The sequence below is a fragment of the Kitasatospora sp. NPDC057518 genome (assembly GCF_042802075.1).
GTDB lineage: Bacteria > Actinomycetota > Actinomycetes > Streptomycetales > Streptomycetaceae > Kitasatospora.
In genome coordinates this window covers 1-23,417 of record NZ_JBHVEU010000094.1, presented here as the reverse complement: position 1 = coordinate 23,417, position 23,417 = coordinate 1, and the positions used below count along the sequence as shown (strand labels likewise).

Genomic DNA, 23,417 nt, shown 5'->3' with positions numbered 1-23,417 from the left:
GGACGCGTGCTCGCGTCCCGGGCCCTCGGCCTGTGTGGCCGTACGTCGTCAGCCGCGCGCGGCGGCCACGGCGGCGCCCAGCGCCTCCTTGATCCGGGGGCCGAGACGGGCGAAGCCCAGCTCCTTCATGGCCGCCCGCAGCAGCTCCTCATCGGTCCGCTCGGCACCGTCGCCGTCCACCCACCGCACGACGGCGAGCAGCTCGTCGGCGGAGTAAGCGGTCACGGGGCGGCCGGGCGTGAAGTCCGGCTTCGCGGGACGGGCATCGGCCTCGGGCTCGGCGGTGGGCGCCTCGACGGCGGCGACGGGCTCGGGCTTGGCCTCGGCTTCGACGACCGGCTCCTCGGCAGCGGAGACGGGCTCGGGCTCGGCCTCGGGCTCGACGGCGACGGCCTCGGGCTCGACAGCGGGCTCCGCCACCTCTTCGGCCAAAGCCTCGGCCTCGGCGACGGGCTCCTCGGCAACGCTCTCGGGCTCGGCCTCAACCACAGCCTCGGCCTCGGCCTCGACCGTCTCCGCCTCAACGGCAGTCATGGTGGCCGACTCCTCGGCAGCGGGCTCCACCACAACGGCCTCGACGACCGCCTCGACCTCAACCGCAGGCTCATCAGCCTCCACGACCGACGCCTCGACCGACGCCTCGACAGCGGGCTCCACCGCAACGGCCTCGGGCTCGGCCTCGACAACCGGCTCGGCCACAACCTCGGCCTCGACGGAAATCTCAGCGGCCTCGACAACCGGCTCCTCGACCGCGACCGCGGTCTCCTTGACCTCGACGGCCTCGGCGACCGGGGCAGCCTCCGGCTCCGTGTCCGCCGTCGTCTCGTCCGCGGCCGCGGCCTCGGCCAGGGCGGCGGTCGCGGCGGCCACCAGGTCGTCGGCTGCCGGGGAGGGCGCCGGGAGGGAGACCACAGCGGCCGAGGTCTCCTCCTCGGCCTGCGCCGCCGCCGGCTCGTCGTCAGCGGCAACCGCGTCCGATGCCGGTTCGGCCTCGACCTCGGCCTTGGTCTCGGTCTCGGTCTCGGTCTCGGTCTCTTCCTTGGTCTCGGTCTCTTCCTTGGTCTCGGCCTCAGCCTCGGCCACCGCAGTCGCAGTCGCCGCAGCGGTCTCCTCGGCGTCCTCCACCGGAGCCGTCACCGCGGCCGGGGCCTCTTCCACGAGCCCGTCGCGCTGTCCGCCGGCCAGCGCCTGCAAGGCAGCCGCCTCGGCGTCGGCCCGGTCGGTCGGTTCCTCGGTCCCGGGCTCCTCGACCGCAGCCTCCTCCGTACCGGTCGCACCGTCGATGTCGACAGCGGCATCGGCATCGGCATCGGCCTCGACCACAGCACCGGCAGCGTCCTCGGCACCCGGCTCCTCGACCGGCGCCACCTCGACAGCAGCGGCGCTCTTCTCCGCCAGCCCGTCCCGCTGCCCGCTCGCCAGCGCCTGGCGGGCCGTGTACGCGGCCTCGGCGGCGCGGCGGTCGGCCTTGGCGGTGGCGAGTTCGGCGAGCAGGTCGGCGAGGCCGGCCTCCTCGAGGCCGGCGCGCAGGCCGCGGATGGTGGGCAGGCGGTAGAGGGTGCCCTCGTCGGCGGCGAGGCGCTCGACCAGGTCGATCAGCTCGGCGAAGGGCAGCCCGTCGAGGTCGTGGTCGGGCAGCAGGCGGGCGAGGCCGCGCAGGCCGGTGTTGATCGTCTCGAAGGCCTGGGCGGTGCGGTCGACCAGGGCGCCGTCGGTGGGCACTCGCGGGAGGGTGCCGGCCGGGGCGAGCGCGGCCCAGGCGCGGCGCTCGATCTCGGCGGAGGTGAGGGCCTCGTGCAGGTCCTCGCGGCGGATGCGGCGGTCGGTGGCGAGCGCGACGGCCTGCTTGCGCAGCGAGCGGCCGCGCAGCCAGGAGAGCTTGACGCCGTTCTCGCGGCGCCAGGTGCTGTCGGCGGTGGCGGCGGCGAGGGCGCCGAGGTCGGCGTCGTACGCGGCGGGGAAGAGGGCCGCGGAGGTGCGGTGCACCCGCTGGAGCATCTCGACCAGCAGCGCGGTCTTGGCGACGGTGTCGGGCTCGTCCAGCTTGGTGTCGGCGGCGAGGGAGAGGACGGCCTCCCAGGTCTGCTGGAGGTCGCTGCCGCGCAGTTCGGCGAGGGCCGTGGAGGCCGCGCGGGCGTCCTCGGGGGTGGCGACGGTGTCGACGGCCGCGTACCAGGCGTGGGTCTCGGCGGTGAGCGTGAAGGCCCCGAGCTCGGCGTAGCGGCCGAGGTCCTCGCGGAGGTCGGGCTCCGCGGCGGCGTCCTGGGGGTCCTTGACGTCTGCGGCGTCGGCGACGTCCGCCGGGTCGGCTGCGTCGGCGTTGCGCGAGTGAAGCACTGTCATGTGAGGTCCGGTTCTGGGCGTCGACGGCGGGGCTGGCGGCGAGGGGGCGGCGGACCGGGTGCGCGGGGTCGCCCCTGGGGCGGGGCTAGGGGGCGCGCGGTCGGGCTGCCGGTGTGGACGCCCAGAATACGGGTGCCCGTTCGAGCCTTGCACGCACCCACCGCCCGGACGGGCGGGTGTCGTGTGCCATACCCCCCGCCTGGCCGCCACTCGGGCGGTCCGACCGGGTGGTCCGGCGCCGCTCCGGAGCTGGTCCGGAAGTGGCCCGGCATTGGTCCGGACGGGTGTCTCCGCTGCTCACGGCTCCACACCGCCGGCCCTCATCCCGCGTCCTCCCGCCGCTCTCCGCCGGAGGGCCCGGGCCGCCTGTCCGGCCGCATGTCCGGCCGCCGGTCGGGCCACCTGCCGGGCCGACGGAACCGCTCCAGCGGTACGTCCCGTACGCCGCGTCCCCGTGCCGGTCCCCGTCGGCCGAGCGGCGGCCGGTACCCGGCCCGGCCGACGGCGTGCAGATCGACCGGAGCGAGGTACTCGCCGAGCGCGGTGCGGTGCCACCACGCGCCGGTTTCCCGCAGTTCGCGCCAATCGGTGAACCGGTAGAGGTAGAGGGTCGCCCGGACGTGGGTCGGCGGGGCGTCCGGGAACGGGTTGTGGCGCAGCAGGCGCAGGGTGGCCCGGTCGCCGGACAGCAGGCGGGTGACGAAGGGCAGGAACCAGGGGCGGGCGTAGGCGGGCGAGATGCCGGCGAACCACATCAGCCAGTCGAGCCGCAGGTGGTAGGGCGCGAACTGGCGCGGGAGCCGGCGGACATCGCCCGGCTTGCCCTTGAAGCCGTACTCGCGCCAGACGGTGTGCGGGGTGAGCACGGCCTCGTCGGTGCCCTCGACCACCACCTCCTGGCGGAGCCGGTTGACGCTGCCGAAGGCACCGTAGGTGTTGACGAGGTGGAGCCGGTTGAAGGAGCGGTTCATGGCCTGGGCGCGGGAGAGCATGTTGCGCACCGGCCAGTAGCTGAGCACCACGACGGCGGTGGTCAACGCGATCACGAGCGCCTCGTACCAGAGCGGCGCGCCGGGGTACGCGCGGGCGTGGACGGGCAGGCCCAGGCGGGACGGCTGCACGGCGGCGAGGACGAGGACGATGGTCAGCCAGTTGAGCCAGGCGAAGTTGCCGGAGGCAACCAGCCAGAACTGGGTGACGAGGACGGCGCAGGCCGCGTAGCTCGCGATCGGTTGCGGCAGCAGCAGGCCCACCGGTACGACGAGTTGGACGAAATGATTGGCGGCGGCTTCCACTCGGTGGACCGGGGCGGGCAGGTGGTGGAAGAACCAGCTGAGCGGTCCGGGCATCGGCTGGGTCTCGTGATGGAACCGGAGACAGGTCAGGTCCCGCCAGCAGCTGTCGCCGCGCAGCTTGATCAGTCCGGCGCCGAACTCGACCCGGAAGACCAGCCAGCGCATCAACCACAGCACCAGGGTGGGCGGGGCGGTGTCGGCGTTGCCCAGGAAGGCCGCGAGGAAGCCGGCTTCGAGCAGCAGGGACTCCCAGCCGAAGGAGTACCAGGTCTGCCCGACGTTGACGATGGAGAGGTAGAGGACCCAGAGCACCGCCCACAGCAGGAAGGCCGCCCAGAGCGGGACGGCGTCGGCGAGCCCGCCCACCACCGCGGCGGCGAGGGCGGCGCCGCTCCAGGCGACAGCGGCGAAGAACCGGTCGCTGTAGTGGAGGTGGAACAGGCCGGGGGATCGGCGGAACGGGACCCGGGCGGTGAACCGGGGCACCGGCAGCATGCCGTCGACGCCGATCAGGGCGCGGAACTGCGCGGCGGCGGCCAGGAATCCGATCAGGTAGAGGGCGGCGAGCAGGCGTTGGACGAGCAGCCGGCTCAGCCAGTAGTCGGGGGCGGCGAACCAGTCCATGCGGCCCATGCCTACCACCCGGCACCCCGGGCGCGGGCCCGGTCGGGGCGGCGGAGCGGGGACGGTTCACCCGCTCGGCCCGGCGGAATCCCGGGGGGATCCCGCGGGCATCCCGGCGAACTCCCGATACCGGCCAGCACCGGACGGCACCGGACGATCTCGGACGGCACCGGAGGAACTCGGACGGGCCCGGGCGGTACCGCGCCGACACCATCGGCACCGCACCGACACCGTGGCGGGGTCCTCTCCACGGGGGTGAGAGGCGCCCCGCCACGGCGGTGGGCGGTCCGCACCGGCCGGGGTTCAGCCGGGCAGGACGGGACCGGCCTCGCCCGCGATGGCCGAGCGTCCGGGCACGGAGCCGCCGCTCTGCTGGAGCCGGTCGACGAGCAGGGCGGCCAGCGTGCCGAGCTCCTCCTCGGTGCGGGACTGGGCGGTGATGTCCATGCCGACGGTGAGGACGCCGTTGATCCGGCCGGTGAGCGCGGCCCGCAGCGGGGTGCAGGTGAAGCTGAAGACCTGCCGGCCGCGCTGGGCGTCCGGGCGGGCGGCCTGCATCCGGACGTTGTCGAGGACGGCGGTGCGACCGGTGCGGTACGCCTCCACGACGGTCTGTTCGAGGCCCGCCGCGCCGAGCTGCGGGTACGCGGCGCCGATCGTCCCGTACGCCGTCGGCGCGCCGAAGGTGTCGGCGTGCTGGGCGTTGGCGTAGCGGATCTCCTGGCCCGGGCCCTCGGTGAGCAGGATGGGGTACGGCGAGCCGTCGAAGGCGGCGAACATCTCCTGGCGCTGGGCGAGCAGGCTGTCGCGCAGCCGGATCTCGGAGAGCAGCGCCTCGGCGAGGTGCTGGATGTCGCGCAGCCGCTCGCGCCCCCACTGCCGGGGTTCCCGGTCGAGCACGCAGACGGTGCCGATGACGGTGTTGGTGTCGTCGACGAGCGGGGCGCCGAGGTAGGCGCGGACGCCGAGTTCGTCCACCACCGGGTTCCCCGCGAACCGGGGGTAGGCGAGGATGTCGTCGAGGGCGAGGGGGGAGCGCTGGGCGACCACGTGCGGGCAGAAGCCGTGGCTCAGCGGCATCTCGCGGGTGGGAAGGTCGAAGGCGATGCCGCGTTCCGCCCAGGACGATCCGTCCTCGGCCGCGGCGTCGGCCGAACTTGGCGGAATGTAGAGCCCCCGGAACATCTGGCGTTCGTCGTTGATGAAGTTGACCATCGCGATGGGAGCGCGCGTGATACTGGCTGCCAGGTGGGCGAAGCGGTCGAAGGCCTCGTCCGCGGACGGGTCGTTGAGCCCAAGGCCGCGCAGCCTGCGGGTTCGCGCGGACTCCCCGGAGGCACCCGGGAACTGGCCTTGAGTGCTCATCACATCTGTCATGGCGCACATGTAACCAGACATCAGAACGCCCGGGCGGGTCCGATCGACCGTTCTTCAGTCCTGCCGATGTCCTTCCGGAGTCCTTCCGGCGCCCGGCCGGAGCCGCACCGGAGCCTTGCCGATGGCTCGTCAAAACCGCATGTGGACGACCGGTCGACGGACCGTCACGGAAGCGAAGATCGATTCCCGCCCGGCGCCCGGACGAAACCCCTCCCGACGGGGACGGGCCGAATCGCGCCAATCCAAGATCGACTCTGGGATGCCCCGGTACCCCATACAACAATGAGCCCTGCCGAAGACACGGACGGTTCCCGTCACCGGGACACCGCCCGGTGACGCATGCGCCGATCGCACCGGGGCGACCGGCCGACACCCCCGCACACCCACCGCCCCCCGTAGGGGTCGCCGGAGCGGCATCGACGGCACGGACGGAGGCACGGCACCACACGTATCGAGAGGACCGGAGCATGGCGATGGACTACTTCACCGACGACCGTCACGAGGGCCTTCGCGCCGAGGTCCGTGACTTCGCGGAGAAGGAGGTGCGTCCGCGGGTGGCCAGGATGGAGGCCGAGCGGACGATCGAGGTCGAGCTGGCCAGGGAGATCGCCCGGCAGGGCTGGATCGGCGTGACGATTCCCGGGGAGTTCGGCGGCCTCGGGCTGGGGCACGTCGCCAAGACCGTGATCATCGAGGAGCTGGCCCGGGTCAGCGGGGCCGCGGGCTCGATCGCGCAGGCCTCCCAGCTGGGCGTGGCCAAGGTCCTCCACTACGGCTCCCAGGCCCAACGCCGCACGTGGCTGCCGAAGTTCGCCTCCGGCGAGTGCCTGCCGACGATCGCCGTCACCGAGCCGGAGTCCGGCGGGCACGTGCTCGGGATGACCGGCACCGCGGTCCGCGACGGCGACGAGTACGTGCTCAACGGCCGCAAGTGGTTCGTCGGCAACTCCCACATCGGGGACGTGCACGGCGTGGTGCTGCGCACCGGCCAGGGCAGCCGGGGCCTGTCCGCCTTCCTGGTCGAGAGCGACCGCCCCGGGTTCCGGACCGGCTCCCCCGGCTCCCAGAGCGGGCTGCACGGCTTCAGCTTCGGCGAGATCATCCTGGAGGACTGCCGCATCCCGGCCGGAAACCGGCTCGGCCGGGAGGGGCGGGGACTGGACGTCGCCTACTCCTCCTCCACCCTCTACGGCCGGATCAACCTCGCCGCCGTCGCGCTCGGCATCCACACCGCGATCGTCGAGGACACCGTCCGGTTCGCCGAGGGGCGCGTCCTGTACGGTCGGCCGATCAACCAACTCCCGAACATCATGCTCAAGTTGGGTGAGATGCAGTCCCGGCTGATGACCGCCAGGCTCGCCGCCTACCACGCCTCCCACCTGCTCGACCACGGCCGCGCCTGCGACGCCGAGCTGATGAACGCCAAGCTCATCAACACCGAGTACGCGCTGGACTCCGCGCGCAACGCCATGGAGATCCACGCCGCCCGCGGCCTCCAGCCCGAGTTCCGTATCGAGCGCTACCTGCGGGACGCCACCCACGTCTACCCGCCGGCCGGCACCTCGGACGTCCAGCGGCTGCGGCTCGGACAGTTCGCCTCGGGCACCTACGGCAAGCAGTGGTCGGCGGAGCTGTCCGAGCTGACCAGCTGGCCCTGGAGCGAACTCGCCGCCCAGCGGGAGGCCCACGTGGAGAAGCCGCCAGGCCTGGGCGGACGGGTGCTGCCGATGCCGCTGGCGGGCTGAGATCCCGCCCGCCGCGGCGCGACTTGACCTGTTCCTGTCGCATCCTTACCGTGGCCGTCCCCGACCTCCGAGGGCCGTCGGCCCGACCCGACCGAGGGCCGTGAGCTGCGGCTTCGCGCCGGCGGAGCGTCCGGCGCGGGCACCGTCGCGAGGCCATCGGCCTTGTGCGCAGAGCCAGTTGATATTGCGCCGACCGCACCACGGGCTGATAGCGTTCCGTGCCGTCGGCGGCCGTGCTGCACCCCGCCGGACCGGTGACACCACGTCACCGGCTCCGACGGATCCCGGCCCCGGCTCCCTGCGACCCGGCCGCGCCGTACGGGTCGGCCCGCCGCTCGGACCCACCGGTCCGAACCGGCGCGCCGGTCCCGCGGCCAGGCCCCACGACCCGGTTCCAGGACCGGGTTCCACGACCCGGCCCCGCGGTCGGGTTCGACGGCCGGGTTCCACGACCCGGCCCCGCGACTCGGCCCTGCAGCAAGGAATCAGATGCCAGGCATACCGGCCCCCCGCACCGGCCACCGCGCCGGGCGGTCCGGCTCGCTCCGCAGCCCGCTCCTCGCCGCCGTGCTGGTCCCCAGCCTGGGCCTCGCCGCCGCCTGGGGCTACGCCGCCTACCTGCTGCGCGACTCCGGCCAGCGCACCGCGCTGCTGGCCGGCAGCGCGGTCGTCGCCGCGGTGGTGCTGATCAGCCTGGTCCGCGGCATCCGGACCGCCTGGGCACTGTCCGCGCGGCTGTCCGAACTGCGGGCCGACACCATGGCGCTCGCCGAGCAGGAGATCCCCGAGGTGGTCGGGCGGCTGCGCGCCGGGGAGCAGGTGCCCGCCCCGGCCGCCTGGACACCCTCCCGACGGACCGGCGACGACGTCCAGCAGGCCTCGGAGGGCCTCGCCGCCGTCCGGCAGGCCGCGGTCGCCGCCATCGTCCACCAGGCCCAGGGCCGCGAGGGGACGAAGAAGGTCTTCCTCAACATCGCCCGGCGCACCCAGATCCTGATCCACCGGCAGATCAGCATGCTGGACGCGCTGGAACGCGAGCACGAGGACCCGGAACTGCTGCGCGAACTGTTCGCGGTCGACCACCTGGCCACCCGGATGCGGCGCAACGCCGAGAACCTCGTCATCCTCGGCGGCGACCTCCCCGCCCGGCGCTGGCGCAACGCCGTACCCGTGGTCAACGTGCTGCGCAGCGCCGTCTCGGAGACCGAGAGCTACTCCCGGGTCGTCGTCCGGGGCGTGCCGCGCGTCTCGCTCGGCGGGCAGGCCGTCGCCGACGTCATCCACCTGGTCGCCGAACTGATCGAGAACGGCACCACCTTCTCCCCGCCGTACACCCAGGTGCAGATCTCCGCGAAGGAGGTGCCCGAGGGCCTGGCGGTCGAGGTCGAGGACCGCGGACTCGGCATGACCGAGACGGAGTACCAGCGCCTCAACGCGTACCTGGCCGACCCGCCCGACCTGGACGTCTCCGCGCTCGGCGACGACCTGCGGCTCGGCCTGTTCGTCGTCGCCCACCTGGCCGCCCGGCACGACGTCCGGGTCACCCTGCACCCGTCCCCGTACGGCGGCACCCGGGCCGCGGTGCTGGTGCCCTCGGCGCTGCTGGAGCAGGCGGCGCAGTCGGCCGCGGTGTCCGGGCTGCCCTCGGGGGCCCGGATCACCCGGGCTCCCGTGACCGACGTGGGGGCAGAAGCGGGGGCGGGGGCGGACGCTGGGGCGGGGGCGGGGGTCGGGGACGGCTCCGGGCCCGAAGCCCTCGGGCAGGAGCCGTCGGGTGCGACGGCCGCAGGGCGCGGCGGGCCGCCGGACGGGAGCCAGGCGGGCCCGGGACCGTTCGGCGCCCCGGGGGCCCCGGCCGTCCCCTACGGCGCGGACGGCGCCGGGGCGGCTGCTGGGACGGGTGCCGCCGGGGTCGGCGGTGCCGAGGCGCCCGCCAACGGAGGCCTGGCCGTCGGCGCCGAGATCCCCGGACTCCCCGGCGCCGTGGTCGTGCCCCGGCCCGTGCTGCCGCGCATGTACGACCTGTCGGGCAGCCCCGCGGTGGACCAGCGCCGCCCGGCACCACGGCCCGACGACGGCTCGGACGGTGCGCCGCACGCCCAAGCGGCCGTGCCGCAACGGGCCCGGGACGCCGGCCCGGCCGGGCAACTCGGCCCGGCGACGCCCGTGTACGGGGCGCAACACCCCGCGCCGTCCGCCCCTTCCGCCCCTTCCGCCCCGCAGCGGGCCTCTGCGGACTCCCCCACCGTCCAGGAGGCCGAGGAGCGGCGGTGACGCCCCTTCGACCTGCGCCGCGACCGCCCGGCGCTGTGCGTGGTCAAGGTGCTGCCGGACGATCCGGGCCGGGCGGACCGCTTCCGTGGGCGGCCCGCCTCGGTCTCAGCCGTCGGTGCGGGGCTCAGGCGTTGGCGTGGACCGGGTGGAGTTCGGCGAGCGACCCGACCAGCGGGGCCAGCTCCGGGACCTCGGTGGCCTCGGCCAGCGTCGCCTCCAGGGCGGCGTCGTGCACCGGGCGAGCCGCCGTCAGCAGGTCGCGGCCTTCGGGCGTCAGCTCGGTGTAGATGCCGCGCCGGTCGTCCGCGCAGAGGAACCGGCCGAGCAGGCCCCGGTCCTCCAGGCGGCTCACCAGTCGGGTGGTCGCACTGCTGCTCAGCGCCGCCGCGCGGGCCAGCTGCTGCATCCGCATGTGCCAGCCGTCCTGGCGGGAGAGCGCCTCCAGCACCGTGTACTCGACCACCGAGAGCTTGAACTCGGCCTGGAGCGCCTTCTCCAGCGCGGTGTCGATCATGCCGTGCAGCGCGGCGAGCGTCCGCCAGCCGCGGGCCCGGATCTCGGCCGCATCGTCGCGGATTCCCATGACGCCTACCCTTCCGTCGCGCTGCTCGTGCCGTGTGCCGGACGCGGCCCCACGTGAGGTCTCTCGTCCGGGGTCTCGTACGAGGTTTCGTCCCGTGTCTTCCTGTGACAAGTATGCCATTTGGCGCGGAATATCGGACTGTGCAAATAGTTCGGCTTATACCCCCGTCGGTTCCCCGTCGAGGGCCTCCGCTCCGGGCCGTCAGCCGCCGCGACGGCGGGGCGGAGGCCGTCCTGCGGTGAGCGACCGGACCCCGCACGAGGGTCCGGCCCGCCCGCCGCCCGGGGCGTCGAAGGACACCACGGGGCCGCACACGACCGGCTCCTCACCCCTCCCCGGACCAGGCCGAGGCGCACAGCGCCGTGGCCAGTTCCTCGGTGTAGGAGGCCGCGGTCAGCCAGGCGGTGGCGAAATCCTCGTGGTCGTCGGTGACGATCCGGCCGAAGACGTCGCGCTGCTGGTTGGCGGCGGAGGCCCGCAGGCCGTCGAGGAGTTCGGCGGCGGTGGCCAGCCCGGCGGCGCGCAGCAGACCGCGGTCGGCCGCCGCCGAGGCCTCGCTCGGGGCGAGGGCGTGCCGACCGGTGGTGACCGTCTGCTCGACCCGGCGGCCGAGCACGTGGACGGGCGGGCCGTACGGCGCCGGGGCAGTCGATCCGTCCGCCGGCTCCTCCGCCGACCCGTCCGCCGGCTCGCCGACCGTGGCGGAGGCCGTCGCGGACGCGGCGAGGTCGGCGGTCTGGAGGCGTTCGAGGCCGAGGTTGACCCGACCCGCCCGGTCCGCGGACAGGGCGAGCGGGTCGGGGGCGGCCGGGGGCGTACCGATCGCGAGCAGACGCAGCTCCGGACGGTCCGCCCGCTCCAGCCGACCGATCACCCGCAGCCGCAGGCCGGGGGCGGTGGCGAGCAGCGCGAGGTTCGCCCGGAACGGCAGGTCGGGGTGCTCGTGCGCCGGGCGCAGGACGATCACCGGACCGCCCTGCGCACCGCTCGCCGTGCAGCGCGCCAGCAGTTGCGGTGCACCGCCCGGGCCGGGGGCCGTACCCAGCAGGGTGACGTCCAGGAAGAGCAGGTCGCTCCCGGCCGGGCGGCTCTCGTACGGCAGTTCCTGCGCCGCGAGTGCCCGGGCCACCTGGGCGGAGGCCGGTTCCGACCAGAGCCGGGCGGCCGGCTCCGCCGTCCATGCCGCGCCCGTCGCCCGCACCGCCCGGACCGAGGCCCCGGCGCCCAGCCGACCACCACCGGACCTGGTCGCACCCTGGACGGCCAGCCCGGCTCGGCTGAACTCGCGGTGGCTGAGCGCGGCGTCGCCCAACCGGACCGTCCGGTTGCCCGCCCCGACCGCCTGTGGGGCGGCGGCCGCCGCGTCGTCGTGCGGCATCACCTCGGCGATCGTGCTGAGGCGCCCGTCGGCGTCCACCGCCCAGCTGACCGCACCGGCATGGGTGGCCGTCAGCACCGGCTCGGCGAACAGGCCGTAGAGCCGCAGACCGCCCTCCTCCCGGTAGGCCTGGCGCGCGGTGCCGCGCAGCTCGGCGACCGGGGCGGTGCCGGTGGCCAGGGCGGTGGTGAGGCCGAGGAGTTCGCGCAGGCCCGCGACCAGGTCCGCCAGGCGGTGGTCGGGCGCGCCGGAGCGCGCCGCCCGGACCCTGGTCGCGACGGTGACGGCCGCCGCGGCCGGGCGGTGCAGGCCCGCGAGGCGCGCCCGGTGGGCGGCGCGCAGCAGTTCGGCCTGGGAGACGGCACCCGCCCCGCTCACCCCGGCGGCCAGGACGGCGGCCGCGGCCCGGTGGAGGTGGCGGACGGCGGCGAGTTCGACGGCGGTGAGCGGGTCGCCGACGATCGGGTCGGCGGCCGGCCGGCCGGTCGGCTCCCCTGGCGCGCCGTGCGTGTCACTCCTGGGCTCGGGCTCCTGCTCGGGCTCCGGCCCCGGCTCGGCCCCGGCCCCGGCCAGCGGGCAGAGGGTGACCGCCGCGGCCCGGTGCACGCAGGCCGGGGCGAGCAGGCAGCCGCAGCGGACGCCGGCCTCCGCCGCGACCACCCCGCCCGGTGCGTGCAGCACGAGCACCGTCTCCTCGTCCACCTCCACCCGCCACTCGTCGCCCTCCCGGGCCACCGGCCGCTCCGCCAGCTTCGCCGCCGCGCCGTCCAGCCGCTTCTGCAGCCGGGCACTCAGCCCGGCCACCACCTCGGCGACCACCTCGGGCCGCACGCCCGGCCAGTCGCTCGTCCGCGCCGTCACGCTCATCGCACCTTCTCCCCCACCCAGCGGGCCAGTTCCAGCGGGCTCAACGCCGCCACGGGCATTCCGGCCGCGACCAGTTGGCCAGCGACCGCCTTCGAGTAGCGGGCCGTCCCGGTGTCGTCCAGCGCCGCGCAGCCGAGCAGGTGCACGCCGGAGTCCACCAGGGCCCGGGTCTGGGCCAGCAGCCCGCCGACCGGCCCGCCCTCCTCGAAGTCGCTGACCACCGCGACCAGCGTGCGGGACGGCACCGTCACCAGCTCCCGCGCGTAGCGCAGCCCGCTCGCGATGCTGGTGCCGCCGCCGACGCTCACCTCCAGCAGCAGGCCCAGCGGATCGTCCACCCGCTCCGTGAGGTCCAGGACCTCGGTGGAGAAGGCGACGAAGTGGGTGCTCAGGGAGGGCACCCCGGCCAGGATCGAGGCCGTCAGCGCGGCCCACACCGTGGAGGCCTCCATCGACCCGGAGACGTCCACGACCAGGATCAGCCGCCAGTCGTTGGCCTGCCGCGCCCTGGTCCGGAAGACCGGGCGCTCGGGCACGATCAGGGTGCCGCCGTCCGGCGCGGGGCGGGCGGTGGCCAGGTTGGCCCGGATGGTCCGGTCGAGGTCCAGCCCGCCGCCCGGGCGGCGGGACGGGCGCGGCACGGCGATCCCGGTCAGGGCCGGGCGCAGCCGGGTGGCCAGCTCCCGGCTCAGTTCGTCCACCAGGCGCCGCACCAGCGGGCGCAGCCGGGCCACCCGGGCCTCGGGCAGACCGCCCGCGTGGTCCAGCACGGTGCGCAGCAGCTCGACGGACGGGCGGACGGCGGACGGGTCGATCGTCTCCAGGACGTCGGTACGGCCCTGGGCGACGGCGGCGGCCAGCACCTCCTCGCGCACGCCGGGGCCGAACAGCGACTCCAGTTCCTCGGCCCACTCCCGCACACCGGGGTACGGGGCCTCGCGGCCGCCCTTGCCGCCCCGGCTGTCCAGGCCCGGGCCGGAGCCCTCGCCGTGGCCGCCGCCGTACAACTCGTCCAGGGCGGTGGCGAGTCGGGCACCGCGACCGGTCAGGCCGCCGCTGCCGGGGCGGCCGAGGAGCAGCCGCCAACGCTCGGCGGGGGCGAGGGTACGGGCGGGGTCGGGATCGGGGTCCGGGCCGGGGGCGTGCGGCACCGCGGCCGAAGCCGTAGCCGTAGCCGTAGCCGACGATGCAACGGCCGCGGGCTGCGCGGGCGTTGCGGGCAAGAGGCCGCGACGGACGAGCGCCGCACGCGCCGCGAGGTCCGCGCGCACCCAGCCGGCGAGCACAGCGGGGCCGGCCTCCTCGGGCAGGGCGGCGAGCCGGGCGCCCAGACGCTCCTCGACCAGGGCCAGCAGCCGGTCCCGGGCGGCCGGGCTGAGCGTGTCGAACCCGCCGCGCAGCGCGGGCAGCCGGTCCAGGAAGGCGTCGTCGGGCAGCGAGGTGACCCGCTCCAGCAGCGGTTCCAGTGCCTGCGGCGCGGAGTCGAACAGCCCCTCCGCGGCCGTCAGCAGGCCGACCAGCGCCCGCCCGAGCGCCTGTCGCGCCTCCGGAGCGGTCGCGCCGTCCACCCACGAGGCGGCCCGGCCGCCCAGTACCTCGGCCGGCTCCTGGCCGAGCAGCACCCGCACCGCGCCGGCCGCACCCCGCACCAGCGGGCTCCCCTGCTCGGCGAGTCCGGCCAGCACGTACGCCAGCCGCACCCCGCCGAACCGGTCCGCCCGCCGTACCAGCTCCACCAGTGCCCGCGCGTCCTGCGGATCGTCCGACCCGCCCAGGCCCTCCAACTGCCGCACGGCGGCGACGGTGAGCACCTCCCCGGCCGCGACGAGCACGGGCGGGCCGGCCACGGGCGTGCCAGCCACGGGGGCGCCGGCCACGGGCGTGCCGTCGTCTGCGGCAACGGGGCCTTCCGCCGCTCCCGCCGGGGTGTGGCCGGGGAAGTGGCCCGCGGTCAGGCGGTCGAGGACGGCGAGGGCGTCGAGGAGGTCGGGGAGGGTGGCGGAGGCGGGGAGGAGGGCGGTGAGTTGGGTGAGACGGGCCTCGGTGAGGGCGGGGAGGGCGCAGGAGGCGGCGGCGGTGAGGCCGTCGATGATCTCGCGCGGGGTCGGCTGGTCGGTCAGGCGGGCGCGCAGGGCGCCTTCGGCGGCCTGGGCGGGGGTGACGCCGCGGGTGCCGGCGACGGTGAGCATGGCGGCGGTGGCGGGCGTCCAGTGCAGGCGCCAGCGGGTGCCGAGGGTCTCAGTGCCGCCGGCGCCGGTGGTGGCGACGGGCTCGCCGTAGGGGACCTCGCAGGCGGTGAGGCGGTGCAGGAGGATCTCGCGGCGGCGGTCGAGGCCGCTGCGCAGCGGGTCGAGACGCAGGTCGCGCGGGCCGGGGTCGCCGGGGCCGGGGAGGCCGAGGTCGGCGAGGAGGGTCTCGACGGCGGGGGCGAGTCCGCTGCGCGGGGCGGCGGGGGTCGGGCGGCCGGTGCGGGTGCCGACCAGGACCTGTTCGAGGGCGCGGGCGACGGCCCGGCCGCGGCCGAGGGGCTCGCCCTGGGCGAGGACGGTCTGCACCGCTTCGACGAGTTCGCCGCGGCCGGGGGCGGCGTGGCCGCGCAACCGGGCGAGGTCGCCGGCCAGCCGGACGATCTCGCGGGCGTCGGCCGGGCCGCTGGGGTGGTCCTGGGCGCGCAGGGCCGCGCAGATCCGGACGGCGGTGGTGGTGAGCGCCTCGGCGAGGCGTTCCGGGTCCCCGCCGGCGTCGAGGACGGTGTGCTGCCACTCCGGGTCGCGGATGCCCGCCGGGTAGCCGGAGCGGGCGTCGAGCAGCGGGTAGGTGTACGGGATCAGGGACAGGACGTGCCCGGGGCCGTCCGGGTGCGGCGGCTCCTCGGTGGCGAGGGGACCGCCGAGCAGGGCGGGGGCGTGGAAGGCGCCGATCACGGCGGCGACCCGGCGCCCGCCGGCCGAGGCGGCCTGGATGCGGGACCGCATCCAGGCCTCGCGGCGCAGGTCGTACGGGTCGACGCCGGGGCCGGTCTCGGCGTCCCGGCGCAGTGCCCAGCCGACCAGCAGGGCGGCGCGCCGGACAGCCTCCGGGGTGGAGCCGGGGGCGGCCGTCTCGACCAGGCGGTCCCAGAGGTCCTCGTCGGAGTCCCGGCCGGTGAGGCGGTGGCGCAGCGCGTCGGCGACGCCGGGTGCGTCCGGGATCCGATCGGTGCGCCCGCGCTCCGCCGTGCGGGCGGCGCGGTGGGCGAGCGGGAGGTCGCAGGCGACGGCCTCCACCCCGTTGCGCCGGGCCCAGCGCAGGGCGGCGAGCTCCGGGGAGAAGTCGGCGAACGGGTAGAAGGCGGGCCCAGCCGCCTCCTCGGGCCCGGCCGGGGCCGCCGCGAGGGCGACCGGGGCCCGGGTGGCCTCGTCGGCGAGCGGGCCGAGCCAGGGCTGGAACTCGGCGGGCAGCTCGACCAGGACGACGTCCGGCCGGGCGACGTCGAGCAGCGCGGGGACCACCGCGCTGAGGGACGGCGCGTGGTGGCGCACGCCGATCAGGTAGGGGCCGGGGCGACCGGTGCCGGCGGCGGCCAGCCGGTCGGCCTCGGCCCGGACCGCCTGGTCCGCGTCGTCCGGGCGGGTGGTCTCCGCGCTGCTCATCGGATCAGGCCTCCAGTGCCGGGCGGAGGTCCCACAGGGTGCGCCAGGTGGCGGCGCCCTGCTCGGCGCGACGGCGGACCGGGCCGTCCCAGTAGCCGAGCAGCCGGGCCGCGTCGGACGGCTCGTCCTTGCGGACCACGCCGAGGAGCTGGCCGGGCAGCCGGCCGAGCAGGTCCCCGCCGTCGGGCAGGTAGGCGGCGCTGACGCCGAGCGCGGTGGCGACGGAGACCGCCTCGGCGGTGCTCATCACGGTGGACGGGCGTTCGACGTCCCAGCCTTCGGTGGACCGGCCGCTGCGCAAGTCCCGGAAGGCCGTGACCAGGGCCTCCAGGACGGCGTCGTCCACCGCGTAGGCGGCGCCGGCCCGGGCCACGGCGGCGGTGGACTGGCGGCGGACCAGGTCGACCTCGGCGGCGAGGCTGCCGATCGGGCCGACCGTCTCGAAGTTGAACCGCCGCTTGAGCGCCGCGGACATCTCGCTGACGCCCTTGTCCCGCAGGTTGGCGGTGGCGATCAGGGTGAAGCCGGCCGCGGCGTGCAGTTGGCCGTCCGGGGTGCCGGCCAGTTCGGGGACGGCGATGCGCCGCTCCGAGAGCAGCGAGACCAGCGCGTCCTGCACCTCGGGCAGGCAGCGGGTGACCTCCTCGACCCGGGCGACCGCGCCGGTGGTCATCGCGGTGAGCACCGGCGAGGGCACGAGGGCCTCGCGGCTGGGCCCCTTGGCGAGCAGCAGGGCGTAGTTCCAGCCGTACTTGAGCTGGTCCTCGGTGGTGCCGGCGGTGCCCTGGACGGTGAGTGCGCTGCTGCCGCAGACGGCGGCGGCGAGCAGCTCGGAGAGCATGGACTTGGCGGTGCCGGGCTCGCCGACGAGCAGCAGGCCGCGCTCCCCGGCGAGGGTGACGACGCAGCGTTCGACCAGGGCGCGCTCGCCGACGAACTTCGGCTCGATGACCAGGCCCTTGCGCCCGGCCTTGAGCTTCTCCCCGCCGCTGCCCATCACGAAGGTGACCACGGCGCGCGGGGTCAGGAGCCAGCCGGGCGGGCGCGGGCCGCTGTCGTGGGCGGCCAGGAACTCCAGTTCGGCGGCGTACTTCTCCTCGGGCGGGACGGTCTGCCGGTCGGCCGCGGCGGGGGCGGCGGCGCCCTTGGTGGTCTCGGTGGCGGTCATCGGCGGGCCTTCCTGCGCTTGCCGGTCTGGAGCTCTTCGTATCCGGGGGCGTCGCCGTCGACGGTCCGCTGCCAGGCCCGGGCGAACAGCTCGGGGACGGGCAGGGGGACCAGCGCGGGCCGGTGGGTGGGCAGTTCGTAGAGGGCGGCCTTCCACGTCTCGGCGGGCAGGGCGGGCGACTTGGCCTCCTGCCAGCCGCCGGGCAGGAAGAGGCTGCGGCCGGCCCGGGAGCGCTTGGCCTCCAGCACCAGGCCGCTGGCGGCGAGTTCGGCGCGGGCCTTCTTCAGCCGGGCGGGCTTCCAGCCCGTCCAGCGGGCGGCGTTGCGATCGGTCGGGTCGGGCAGGGCGAGCAGTTGGAGGTAGAGCGTGGCCGCGTCCTCGCCCAGGCTGTGGGTGCGGGACACCTCGGCGACCAGCTCGGGGACGGACAGCAGGGGGTTCTGCAGCCAGGCCGGGCCCTCGCCGGGGGCCGGCACCGAGGCGGCGGAGGCGGCCAGTTGCTCCGGCTCACCGCGCAGCACGGCTTCGATGGCGCCCCGCTCGGCGGAGAACCAGTAGCTGCTGGAGAGCCCGTCGAGCAGTTCGAGCAGTGGGTCGTCCGGGCCGGTGAGGGCGGCCGGGCGCAGCCAGATCCGCTCGTAGTCCTCGTGGTACGGCGTCAGGACGAGCGCCGGGCCGCAGTGGACCAGGCCGTCCCGGTCGGCCCCGCCCTCGGCGGGCAGGCCGAAGTGGGTGCGCAGGACGGCGGCCAGCGAGGCGCCCTTGACGGTGCGCACCAGGTCGAGGTCGAGCAGCAGCTCCGGGTCGGCGAGGCGGTCGCGCAGCGCGGCGGCGGCGGTGGGCAGCAGCGGGCGCAGCGGGCTGTCGGCGGGCAGGTGGTAGGCGAGCCAGCGCAGCGCGGCGATGGTGGAGCCGAGCGCGCCGGTCTCGGGGACGGCGGACTCGTCCTCGGGCGTCAGCCGCTGGCCGACCCCGTCCACCTCGGTGAACCGGAAGCCGGTGCGGCCGGCCAGCCACGGGGTGTGGGCGGGGTTGAGCACCGCCTCGACGGTGTCGATGGACACGCCCTGGACGGTGGCCAGGGCCTCCTCGGGGAGGGTGACGAGCCGTCCGAAGCGCCGGATCCACTCCTCGGCGCCGGCGGCGATGTCGGGGCCCTCGGTCCACAGGGTCTTCGGGTCGGCGGGCAGCAGGGCGCCCCAGACGGCGGCGAGGCCGTTGTGGTCGTGCCCGCGCAGCCAGGCCCGGGCGGCCTTGAACTCGGCGGCCTTGAGGCCGAGTTCGGTGGGCACGGAGATGTCCGTCCAGTACAGCAGGCCGGACGGCGGGCTGAGCAGCAGGGCGGAGCGGGCGGTGCCGATGCCGGTGAGCTCGTTGAAGGCCTCCACCCTGGCCGCGTCCCGGGGGACGGATCCGTGCAGCGCGGCGACCCTCCAGAACTTGGCGACCCAGGCGGCGTCGACCAGTTCCTCGGTGCCGCGCTCCTCGAGGGTGGTGAAGTGCGCGACGGGGCCGAACTCCCCGCTCGGGTCGTGGTCGACGGCGAGCCAGTGCACCCAGCCGTCGGCGAGCTGTCGCTGGTGGCCGATGATGACGACGGTGCGCCCGCCGTGCCGCAGCACCTCGCCCTCGCGGGGCGTGACCGGCCGGGGGCCGGTGGCGTTCGGGGCCGCCGGCACCTGCTCGGCGAGGACGATCTCGCGCAGGGTGGCGCCGCGGTCGGCCAACGGGCCCCTGGTCAGCTCACCGAGCAGCAGGACCAGCGAGGAGCGGTGGGCGGGCTCGGTGAACGGCGAGGCCACCGCGTAGGCCAGCGCGTGGATCCGGCCGAGCAGTTGGAGCCAGCCGTAACTGACGCTGCCGTTGTGCAGGGTGACGGTGGCGGGGCTGGTCCAGCCCTCGCCCTCGGCGGCGGGCGGGGCGGCCAGCACGGCGGTGACGGCGCGCAGGTTGTTGAGCACCCGGCAGCGCTCCTCGGAGCCCCAGTTGTTGCCGAAGCCGCCGATCTCGGGCAGCACGGCGCGCACGGCGTCGCGCAGTTCGTGGTCGCGGCCGTGGTCGGGCCGCCACTCGGCGTTCTTCGCCTTGCCGGGGCGCTCGGCCTCCGGCTGCGGGACGAACCGGGCGACCCGGTCCAGCAGGTCGGCGGCGCTGCGGGCGAGCCCGGCGACGCCGGCCAGCAGCCGCGGGTGGGCGATGCCGGGCAGGATCGCGCCGACCTCCGGGACGGGCAGGGTACGCGAGGTGCGCCGGGCGAGCGGGCGGCGCACGCCCTGGACGGTGAGCCAGCACCGCTCGCCGGCCGGGACGGGTTCGGTGTCGACCGGCCAGGCGGCGTCGACCAGCCGGGCGGCCTGCTCGGCGGTGACGGCGCGCAGTGCCTGCGAGCCCGCCTCGTCGCGCGGGCGCAGGGCGTGCCAGTGCGGGTAGGGCGGGATGAGCGGGGTGCCCGCGGCGGAGAGCTCGCCGGAGCGGCCGGGGCGCAGGTCGACGGTGCGGTCGGCCTGGCCGGTGAGGTCGGGCAGGTTGAGCGAGAAGTGCTCGCCGGAGGTGTGGCTGACCACCGGGGCGGCCGCGCCGGGCAGGGCGAGCCGGGCCACCGGGACGGTGTCCGTCCGGTGACCGGCCAGCGGCAGCTCGATGCGGTGGCCGTCGGCCGTGAAGGCGGTGACGGCCTTGCCGGGCTCCGTCCTGACCCAGTTGCCGAGCACGGTGCCGTCGGTGCCGAGCGGGGTCCGCTCCAGGCCGGGCTGGAGCGGCAGCAGCCAGGTGCTGCGCTGGACCAGCCGGCCGGCGTGGGCGGTGGCGGCGATCACCGGCGGTTCGGCGGTGCGCCCCAGGGTGCCGGTGGCCGGGTCGAGTTCGCGCAGGACGGCCTCGCCCTCAGCGGTGCGGCGCATCGTCCAGTAGCCGGTGCCGTCGCCGAGGACGGGGTGCTCGTGGGGCATCCGGGTGTCGCCGGCGTGCAGCGGGCGCTCGCCGGTGGTGCGGCCGCCGCCGGGCAGTTGGAGGGAGGGCGCCTCGGGCTCGCGGTCGCGGTAGTAGTAGCCGGCGATGGTCTCGCCCTCGAGCTCGAACCGCTCGTCCGGGCGGCTGGACCAGTACGCGAGCTGCTTGCCCTCCTCGGACCAGACGACCAGCAGTTCGCCGTCGACGAAGCGCAGCCTGGTCCGGTTGCGCTCGTGCGACGGCCGCTCGGGCAGCCGCAGGGTGTGCTCCAGCACGATGCCCTGCGGGCCGACCACGACGGCCCGGTCGAGGCGGGCGAGGATCAGGTGCGGCCAGGCGTCCTCGATGAGCAGGTCGCTCAGGCCGGCGCCGGCCAGGCTGGGGACGGGGTGCTGCGGGGCGTCGTCGGCGGGCGGGTCGGCGAGCTTGCCGAGCGCCTCCTCCAGGGCGGGCCAGCCGAGTTCGTCCAGGATTCCGGCCCGGAGGGCGTCGGTGAGCAGCGCGGTGACGTCGAGGGCGGCGATCCGCTCGGCGACGGCCGGGGCGACTGTCCGGATGGCGGTGTGGTACTGGCCGATCGACCGGACCAGGTCGGCGGCGCCGGCCAGGCCGCGGGCGGCGGTCAGCTCCTCGGCGCGCTCCTCGGCCCACTCCGCGAACAGCTCGTTCAGCAGCGGCACGGCGGGTGCCTGGCGCCGGACGGCCGTCTCCCAGGCGGGCGGGGTGGCCCGGCGCAGCAGCGGCCGGTAGCGCTCGTCGGCGCCGACGGCGGTGAGGGCGGAGCTGTCGGGGCCGCTCTGCGCCGCCCAGTCGCGCAGGTCGAAGCCGAGGCCGCCGGGCGGGTCGGCCACCGGCACGCCCGCGGCCAGCAGCAGGTCCAGCAGGTCGATCCGGGTGTGGCTGGCGCGGATGCCGGTGTGGAGGTCCACCGGGACGGCGTCGGCCTTCAGCCGCTCGACCATCCGGCCGGCCAGCGCGAGGGTGGCCGGGCAGCTGGGCCGGTTGCGCCAGCCGCGGCCGTGGTGGTGGCACCAGCGCTGGAGCCAGGCGGCGGCGGGCTCGGCGCCCTCGGCGCGGGGGCCGGTGAGCAGTTCCTCGGCGCCGGTCTCGGCGAGCACCGCCAGCCAGGCGGTGTCGTGCGGGGCCGGGTCGGCGGAGGCCGGGTCGGGCAGCAGTTCCAGCAGTCGGGTGCGGACCGCCGTGTCGTCGCGGCCGAGCTCGACCAGCGCGCCGTGCCAGGACTTCCAGAACGCGGCGGGCGCCCGGTTGACCGCCGGGGAGTCCAGCAGCTCGGCGAGCAGCGCCCGTTCGTGCTCGGCGCGGTCCAGCCCGGCGGCCTTGACCAGGGCGCGGGCGTCCTCGGCGATCCCGGCGTACGGGGCCATGCCGGCCGCGGAGCGCTCGGTGCACAGCTGGCGGAAGCGCTGCCAGGCGGTCAGCGGGTCGAGCCGCTGGGCGAGCTCCTTGACGTACTGGCGCAGCGACTTGACGGTGAGCGCGCCGGCCAGGGCGAACTCCAGGAAGACGGCGCGCAGCCGCTCCTCGTCCACCGTCAGGCCGTGGGTGCGCTCGGCCTCGCGGGCCTTGCCGAACCAGGCGGCGGCGTAGGTCTGGTTGCCGTGGCCGAGGAAGATCCGGCCGACCTCCTCGCAGAAGGTGGGCAGGAAGTGCGGGACGGCGCGGCCGAGGCGGGTGGCGAGCTCGTCGAAGCCGTCCTTGGCGGCGCCGGGCTTGGAGGCGGCCTGGCGGGCGATCCGCTCCAGCTCCTTGACCAGGGCGAGCGCGTGGTGGCCGTTGGCCGGGTCGTGGACCAGTGCCCAGGCGGGGAAGCCGAGCGCCTCCTGGCGGACCTGGCCGACCTCGGCGGCCCCGGCCTCCGGCGCCAGGCCGAGGAAGTCGAGGGCGAGGTCCTCGGCCGGGCCGAGCGCGCCGGGGACGAGCCGGACGATCCGGCGGCCGTCGAGCGCGGGGTGGGTGTAGGTGCGGGCGGTGAGCACGTCGGCGGCGCTGTCGGGGCGGCCGGCGTCGGGCAGGGTGCCGGACGGGAGCACGGCTCCGGCGTCGAGCAGTTCCTCGGGCGTCGCGGCGCGGTCGGCGCCGTTGCCGCCCGGGTTGGTGGTGGTCGTGGTCAGGCCGGTGGCGGTCATGCGGCTTCCTCCCCCTGGATCGTGCGGCCGGCGTACAGGGCGGCGGCCATCCGCATGCCCTCGGACCAGGCGACCGGTCCGACCTCGGTGAGCGGCAGGGCCCGGCCGTCCGGGCCGGCCCAGCTGAGCGCGCCCGTCTCGCACGCGTCGTACTCGTAGTAGTCGCCGACCCAGACCCGGGCCTCGACGGTGCGCCCGCCCTCGGTGACCGACTGGACGGCGGAGCCTCCGCGGACCCGGCAGCCGAGCCGGTTGCAGCGCCCGACCAGCTCGCGCAGCTCCCGGTAGCGGCCGCCGGCGTAGGTGGTGACCTCGGTGCCGGCCGACCCGTCGGCGGGCCGGTGCCAGACCTCGCGGTAGAGCTGCTGGACGCGCTGGGAGACGCCGAGCTCGACGGCGAACTCGCGCAGCTCGTCGAGGTCTTCGAGCAGGACGGGGTGCGGTATCAGCACCTCGCCGTCGGTGAGGCGCACGGTGTCGCCGTCCAGGTCGACCAGGCCGAGGCCGCGCTCGGCGTCGGCGCCGCGCAGGAAGCCGGCCACGGAGCCGTCCACGGCGGTGACCACGAGGTCCTTCAGGACGCCCTGCCAGGCCTCGTCCGGCCACACGGCGGTGAGCACCGCGGCGGGCACCGGCAGCGAGCGGACCATCCAGCGCTCGACGTCCTCCAGGCAGCCCCGCTCGTGCGCGGCCAGCCACTCGGCGAGCTGCTTGAGCTGGACGACCACGCGGTCGTCACCGAGCTTCGACGGCAGGGACTTGAGGTCTCGGCCCGCCGCGTTGCGGCACGCCACCCTGCCCTCCCCGTCGAGCGCCACGCGGTACCCTCCCGCGTCCGTCTCCACCCATGCCACGGCCGTACTCCTCCCACCGGGAAACACCTGTCGATCGCCTGCTGACCAGCGATGCGAGGAACGTAGCGAGGCCCACTGACAATGCGACGGGCGGGGTGAACTCCGGCCGTGACATGCAGACTTCAAACCACTCGAACGGGTGATCGAAGGGACGAAAAAGGCGGGGCGGCTGCCCCCACGC

The 23,417-nt window shown here is 76.0% G+C and carries 11 protein-coding genes; 2 read left to right on the top strand and 9 right to left on the bottom strand.

Annotation, left to right across the window (positions count from 1 at the left end):
• Positions 1-48: 48 nt before the first annotated feature.
• The 3 genes from ACFU7Z_RS12655 to ACFU7Z_RS12645 form a co-directional block, all read right to left on the bottom strand.
• Positions 49-2,343 (bottom strand): hypothetical protein, encoded by a 2,295-nt coding sequence (locus tag ACFU7Z_RS12655; protein WP_380777510.1) that lies wholly within the window; start codon positions 2,341-2,343, stop codon positions 49-51.
• 320 nt (positions 2,344-2,663) lie between these two features.
• Positions 2,664-4,262 carry a lipase maturation factor family protein gene (locus ACFU7Z_RS12650; RefSeq protein ID WP_380777511.1) on the bottom strand — a complete coding sequence of 533 codons (1,599 nt, stop codon included), beginning with the start codon at positions 4,260-4,262 and terminating at the stop codon, positions 2,664-2,666.
• Positions 4,263-4,565: 303 nt separating this feature from the next.
• Positions 4,566-5,627 carry a GAF domain-containing protein gene (locus ACFU7Z_RS12645; RefSeq protein WP_063780156.1) on the bottom strand — a complete coding sequence of 354 codons (1,062 nt, stop codon included), beginning with the start codon at positions 5,625-5,627 and terminating at the stop codon, positions 4,566-4,568.
• A gap of 479 nt (positions 5,628-6,106) precedes the next feature.
• Between ACFU7Z_RS12645 and ACFU7Z_RS12640 the strand changes: the two genes are divergently transcribed.
• Positions 6,107-7,384, top strand: coding sequence for an acyl-CoA dehydrogenase family protein (locus tag ACFU7Z_RS12640; protein ID WP_380777509.1), 1,278 nt, complete (start codon positions 6,107-6,109; stop codon positions 7,382-7,384).
• Between the two features lie 489 nt (positions 7,385-7,873).
• Positions 7,874-9,658 carry an ATP-binding protein gene (locus ACFU7Z_RS12635; protein ID WP_380777508.1) on the top strand — a complete coding sequence of 595 codons (1,785 nt, stop codon included), beginning with the start codon at positions 7,874-7,876 and terminating at the stop codon, positions 9,656-9,658.
• 124 nt (positions 9,659-9,782) lie between these two features.
• Here the strand turns inward: ACFU7Z_RS12635 and ACFU7Z_RS12630 are convergent, their stop codons facing one another.
• The 6 genes from ACFU7Z_RS12630 to ACFU7Z_RS12605 all read right to left on the bottom strand — a co-directional run bounded on the left by ACFU7Z_RS12630 (position 9,783) and on the right by ACFU7Z_RS12605 (position 23,236).
• Positions 9,783-10,241, bottom strand: a complete 459-nt coding sequence (locus tag ACFU7Z_RS12630; RefSeq protein ID WP_049660429.1) for a MarR family winged helix-turn-helix transcriptional regulator — start codon at positions 10,239-10,241, stop codon at positions 9,783-9,785.
• 325 nt (positions 10,242-10,566) lie between these two features.
• Complete coding sequence (locus ACFU7Z_RS12625) at positions 10,567-12,486, bottom strand: hypothetical protein (RefSeq protein ID WP_380777507.1); 1,920 nt, start codon at positions 12,484-12,486, stop codon at positions 10,567-10,569.
• A complete protein-coding gene (locus ACFU7Z_RS12620; RefSeq protein ID WP_380777506.1) occupies positions 12,483-16,118 on the bottom strand; it encodes a DUF5682 family protein in 3,636 nt (1,211 codons plus the stop codon). Before ACFU7Z_RS12620 ends, ACFU7Z_RS12625 begins: the two co-directional genes overlap by 4 nt.
• A gap of 4 nt (positions 16,119-16,122) precedes the next feature.
• Positions 16,123-17,286 carry an AAA family ATPase gene (locus ACFU7Z_RS12615; RefSeq protein WP_049659767.1) on the bottom strand — a complete coding sequence of 388 codons (1,164 nt, stop codon included), beginning with the start codon at positions 17,284-17,286 and terminating at the stop codon, positions 16,123-16,125.
• Positions 17,283-22,382: a hypothetical protein gene (locus tag ACFU7Z_RS12610; protein WP_380777505.1), complete on the bottom strand. Its 5,100-nt coding sequence runs from the start codon at positions 22,380-22,382 to the stop codon at positions 17,283-17,285. Before ACFU7Z_RS12610 ends, ACFU7Z_RS12615 begins: the two co-directional genes overlap by 4 nt.
• Positions 22,379-23,236: a DUF4132 domain-containing protein gene (locus tag ACFU7Z_RS12605; RefSeq protein WP_049658519.1), complete on the bottom strand. Its 858-nt coding sequence runs from the start codon at positions 23,234-23,236 to the stop codon at positions 22,379-22,381. Before ACFU7Z_RS12605 ends, ACFU7Z_RS12610 begins: the two co-directional genes overlap by 4 nt.
• Between the last annotated feature and the right edge of the window lie 181 nt (positions 23,237-23,417).

Bases quoted from the DNA above. Each gene is read 5' to 3' on its own strand.
- ACFU7Z_RS12655 (WP_380777510.1), bottom strand. From the start codon at position 2,343: ATGACAGTGCTTCACTCGCGCAACGCCGACGCAGCCGACCCGGCGGAC.
- ACFU7Z_RS12650 (WP_380777511.1), bottom strand. From the start codon at position 4,262: ATGGACTGGTTCGCCGCCCCCGACTACTGGCTGAGCCGGCTGCTCGTC.
- ACFU7Z_RS12645 (WP_063780156.1), bottom strand. From the start codon at position 5,627: ATGAGCACTCAAGGCCAGTTCCCGGGTGCCTCCGGGGAGTCCGCGCGA.
- ACFU7Z_RS12640 (WP_380777509.1), top strand. From the start codon at position 6,107: ATGGCGATGGACTACTTCACCGACGACCGTCACGAGGGCCTTCGCGCC.
- ACFU7Z_RS12635 (WP_380777508.1), top strand. From the start codon at position 7,874: ATGCCAGGCATACCGGCCCCCCGCACCGGCCACCGCGCCGGGCGGTCC.
- ACFU7Z_RS12630 (WP_049660429.1), bottom strand. From the start codon at position 10,241: ATGGGAATCCGCGACGATGCGGCCGAGATCCGGGCCCGCGGCTGGCGG.
- ACFU7Z_RS12625 (WP_380777507.1), bottom strand. From the start codon at position 12,486: ATGAGCGTGACGGCGCGGACGAGCGACTGGCCGGGCGTGCGGCCCGAG.
- ACFU7Z_RS12620 (WP_380777506.1), bottom strand. From the start codon at position 16,118: ATGAGCAGCGCGGAGACCACCCGCCCGGACGACGCGGACCAGGCGGTC.
- ACFU7Z_RS12615 (WP_049659767.1), bottom strand. From the start codon at position 17,286: ATGACCGCCACCGAGACCACCAAGGGCGCCGCCGCCCCCGCCGCGGCC.
- ACFU7Z_RS12610 (WP_380777505.1), bottom strand. From the start codon at position 22,382: ATGACCGCCACCGGCCTGACCACGACCACCACCAACCCGGGCGGCAAC.